Below are 4,591 nucleotides of genomic sequence, written 5' to 3' on the forward strand. Positions count from 1 at the left end.
TCGGGGGTCGAGTTGTTGCGTGAGGAGCGGTTGTGGCCGGAGGTGGGGCGGCCGCGTCGGGCGGGGGTCTCCTCGTTCGGGATCAGCGGCACCAACGCCCATGTGATCCTGGAACAGGCTCCACTGGAGCACGATCTGACGGTCGGTCAGTCAGAGCTTCCGCCGCCGCTGCTGCTCTCGGCGACGGACGGTCCGGGGCTGTCCCGGCAGGCGGAGGCGCTGCTCGCCCACCTCGACCGCGAGCCGCAGGCGGAACCCGTGGCGCTGGCAGCGGCGTTGGCCCACCGCGCCCGGCTCGTCCGGGGCGCGGCCGTGCTCGCCGAGGACACCGCCACCCTGCGCACCGCGCTGCGTGCGCTGGCCGGCGGCGAGGTGCACGAGGCGTTGCTGACCGGCGAGCGCACGCCGGGCCGCACCGTCTTCGTCTTCCCCGGCCAGGGCTCGCAGTGGCCTGCGATGGCGCGTGAACTGCTGGACTCCAGCGCCGAGTTCCGGGCCGAGCTGACGGCCTGCGCGGCGGCCGTGGCGGAGTTCGCGGGCTGGGACCTGTTGGCGGTGCTGCGCGGTGACCCGGGTGCGCCCTCGCTGGACCGGGTGGACGTGGTGCAGCCGGCGCTGTTCGCCGTGATGGTCGGCCTGGCCTCGCTCTGGCGGGCAGCCGGGGTGGAACCGGACGCCGTGGTCGGGCACTCCCAGGGCGAGATCGCGGCCGCCTACGTGGCCGGGGCGCTCCCGCTCCGGGACGCCGTCAAGCTGGTCACCCTGCGCAGCCGCTCGCTGCTCGGGATCGCGGGCGGCGGCGGCATGGTCTCGGTCGCCCTCGGCGCCGACCGGTTGGAGCCGCTGCTGGCCGAGTACGGCGGCGATCTGGAGATCGCCGTACGCAACGGCCCGACGGCCACCGTGGTGGCCGGGGGCGACGCCGCCCTGGCCGGACTGCTCGCCCGGTGCGAGGAGCGGAACGTGCGGGCCCGCCGGATCCCGGTCGACTACGCCTCGCACACCAGCCATGTCGAGCCGCTGCGGGAGGAACTGCTGCGGATCGGCGCCGGTCTGGCACCCGAGCCCGCCACCGTGGCCTACTACTCCGGCGTCACCGGCGCACGGCTGGCCGACACCACCGGCCTGGGCGCCGACTACTGGTACCGGAACCTGCGGTCCACCGTGCGGTTCGAGGAGGCCGTGCACAGCCTGATCGACGCCGGCCACCGGCACTTCGTCGAGATCAGCCCGCACCCGGTGCTCACCTTCGCGGTCGAGGAGATCCTCGCCGCCCGCGGAGTCCGGGCCTTCGCGGCCGGCACCCTGCGGCGGGACGCCGGCGGGCCGGCCGGCTTCCGGCGGGCGCTGGCGGCGGCCGAACTCGGCGGCCTGCCCGTCGCCTGGTCCCGCACGCCGCCCGGCGCCCTGCCCGTCGCCGGCCCGCCCACCTACCGGTTCGCCGCCGACCGCTACTGGCTCGCCCAGCCCGCGGCCCGGCCGCAGGGCGAGGGCCTGGGCACCGGAGCGGAGCGGCACCCGGTGCTGACCACGCTGCTGCCGCTGGCCGGGAGCGACGGTGCGCTGCTGGCCGGCCGCCTCGACCCGCGGGCCGAGACCTGGCTGCCCGACCACCGGGTCTTCGGCACCGTGCTGGTCCCCGGTACCGCCTTCGCCGAACTGGCGCTGCGCGCCGGCGGTTTGCTCGAGGCCGCCGAGGTGCGCGAACTCACCGTGCTGGCTCCGCTGGCACCGGCCGAGGAGCACCCGGTCCAGTTCCAACTGGCTGTCGGCCCGCCGGCCCCGGACGGCCTGCGGACCGCGGAACTGCACGCCCGCCCGACCGACGCGCACCCCTGGACCCGCCACGCCACGGCGGTGCTGGCACCCGCCGTGCCCGAGCCGGACGACGCCGGGATCGACCCGGACGACGCCGCCTGGCCGCCGGCCGGGGCCGAGCCGGTCGCACCCGGCGAGCTCTACCGGGCGCTGTACGCGCGGGGCTACGACTACGGCCCCGCGTTCCAGGGCCTCACCGCCGCCTGGCGCAGCGGCGGCCGCCTCTACGCGGAGATCGCCGCCGCCGGCCCGCCCGAGCAGGCGGCCGGACCGGGCTACCTGCTGCATCCCGCCCAACTGGACGCCGCCCTGCACCCGGTGGTCGCCGGGCTGCTCGATGACGGCGCCGCCGACCCGGAGCGTCCGCTGCTCCCCTTCGCCTTCGAGGGCCTGCGGGTGCTGCGCACCGGCCACGACGGCGGTCCGCTGCGGGTGGAGATCGAGCCGCTGGGCGGCGCGCGCTACCGCTTCGCGCTCAGCGACGCCCGGGGCGCCGCGCTGGCCGAGATCGCCGCACTGGCCTTCCGGCCGATCGACCGCGCCCAACTGGCCGCCGGCCGCGCACCGGTGGCCCACCGGATCGACTGGCAGCCGGCCCCGGTGGCGGGTACCGCCCCGAGCGGGGGCGCGACCGCGCTGCTCACCGGCCTCGGTGACCCGGCGCTGGTGACCGGCGCCGGCCGGGTGGCCGGCTCGCTCGCCGAGCTGGCGGCCGACGGCGGTGTGCCGGAACTGCTGGTGGTGCCGGTCGGTGCCACCGCGGTCGACGAGCCGTCGGATCCGATCGCCGAGACCCACGCCACCACCGCCGCCGCGCTCACGCTGCTCCAGCAGTGGCTGGCCGAGCCCACCGCGGCACCCGGCGCCCGGATCCGGTTCGTGGCACCCGCGGGCCGGCTCGCGACCGGCGCGTTGCGCGGTCTGCTGCGCGCCGCCGCCGCCGAGCACCCCGGCCGGATCGGCCTGACCGTAGTGGACGGACCGACTGCCCTCGACCTGGTCGCCGGGCACCCGGCGGAGCGGGAGACCGAGGTGCGCTGCGGTGCCGTCCTGGTGCCGCGCCTGGTCGTCGCCGACGCCCCGGCCGGTGCCCGCGCTGCCGGCTCCGAATCGCCGGGAACCGCCCTGATCACCGGTGGCACCGGTGCGCTCGGTGCCATCATCGCCCGACACCTCGCCGCCCGGCCCGCACCGCCGCACCTGCTGCTGGTCGGGCGGACCGGACCGGCCGCCGCCGGCGCCGCCGAGCTCGCCGCCGAACTGCGCGCGTCGGGCGCCGAGGTGACCGTCGCCGCCTGTGACGTCGCCGACCGGACCGCGCTGGCCGGCCTGCTCGCCGCGATCCCCGCCGACCGCCCGCTGCGCACCGTGGTGCACGCGGCGGGCGTGCTGGCCGACGCCGTGGTCACCGACCTGACGGCCGATCAGCTGGCCACGGCGCTGCGCCCCAAGGTGGACGCCGGCTGGCTGCTGCACGAACTCACCCTGGAGCACCCGGTCGAGGAGTTCGTGCTCTTCTCCTCCGCCGTCGGCACCATCGGCGTGCCCGGCCAGGCCAACTACGCGGCCGGCAACGCCTTCCTCGACGCCCTCGCCACGCACCGGCGGGCCGCCGGCCTGCCCGCCGTCGCCCTGGCCTGGGGCCTGTGGGAGGAGACCGGCGCGATGACCGGCCACCTGGGCGCCGCCGACCGGGGCCGGCTGGCCAGGTACGGCATCGGCCCGGTCCCGACCGCGCTCGCGCTCGACGTGCTGGACACCGCGACCGACCAGGAGCACCTGGTGGTCTCGCCCTGGGACGAGGCGGTGCTGCGGGCCGAGGCCGTGGCAGGCCGGCTGCCCGCGCTGTTCGGCGCGCTGCTGCGGGTGCCGGTGGCGGCCGACAGCCGCACCGGTGGCGGGGCCTGGGCCGCGCGGCTGGCCGCCGTGCCCGCGCACGACCGGCTGCGCACCCTGACCGGCCTGCTCCGCGAGCAGACCGCCCAGGTGCTCGGACACCCGGAGCCCGACTCGATCGCCGCCGAACGCGCCTTCAAGGAGCTCGGGTTCGACTCGCTCACCGCCGTGGAGCTGCGCAACCGGATCAACGCCCTCAGCGGGCTCACCCTGCCCGCCACCGTGGTCTTCGAGCACCCCACCGTCGCGTCCCTGGCCGAGCGCCTGCACGCCGCACTCGACGCCCCCGCCGTCCGCGAACGGCCGGTGGCGGTGCGGGAGGCGGCGGTGGCGGAGGACCCGGTGGTGATCGTGGGGATGGGGTGCCGGTTCCCGGGCGGGGTGTCGTCGCCGGAGGAGCTGTGGGAGCTGGTGGCGAGCGGCCGGGACGCGACCGGCGACTTCCCCGCCGACCGCGACTGGGACCTGGCCGCGCTCTACCACCCCGACCCGGAGCACCACGGCACCAGCTACACCCGGCGCGGCGGATTCCTTTACGACGCGGGCGAGTTCGATGCGGGATTCTTCGGCATGAGCCCGCGCGAGGCGCTCGCCACCGACCCGCAGCAGCGGCTGCTGCTCCAGGTCGCCTGGGAGGCGCTGGAACGCGCCGGGATCGACCCGCACTCGCTGAAGGAGACCGACACCGGTGTCTTCATCGGTGCCATGTACGACGACTACGGATCCCGGCTGCACCGGGCCCCCGAGGAGGTCGAGGGCCTGCTGCTGGCGGGCAACGAGTCCAGTGTGGCGTCGGGGCGGATTGCGTATGTGTTGGGGTTGCGTGGGCGGGCGTTGACGGTGGATACGGCGTGTTCGTCGTCGTTGGTGGCGTTGG

1 protein-coding gene is annotated in these 4,591 nt (G+C 76.8%); it reads left to right on the forward strand.

From position 1 onward, the window contains the following. Nucleotides 1-102: 102 nt before the first annotated feature. The coding region (locus ACFYNO_RS41070; protein ID WP_388023882.1) for an SDR family NAD(P)-dependent oxidoreductase at nt 103-4,591 on the forward strand (4,489 nt) is incomplete at its 3' end.

Source organism: Kitasatospora sp. NPDC006697, assembly GCF_042869935.1.
Lineage (GTDB): Bacteria > Actinomycetota > Actinomycetes > Streptomycetales > Streptomycetaceae > Kitasatospora.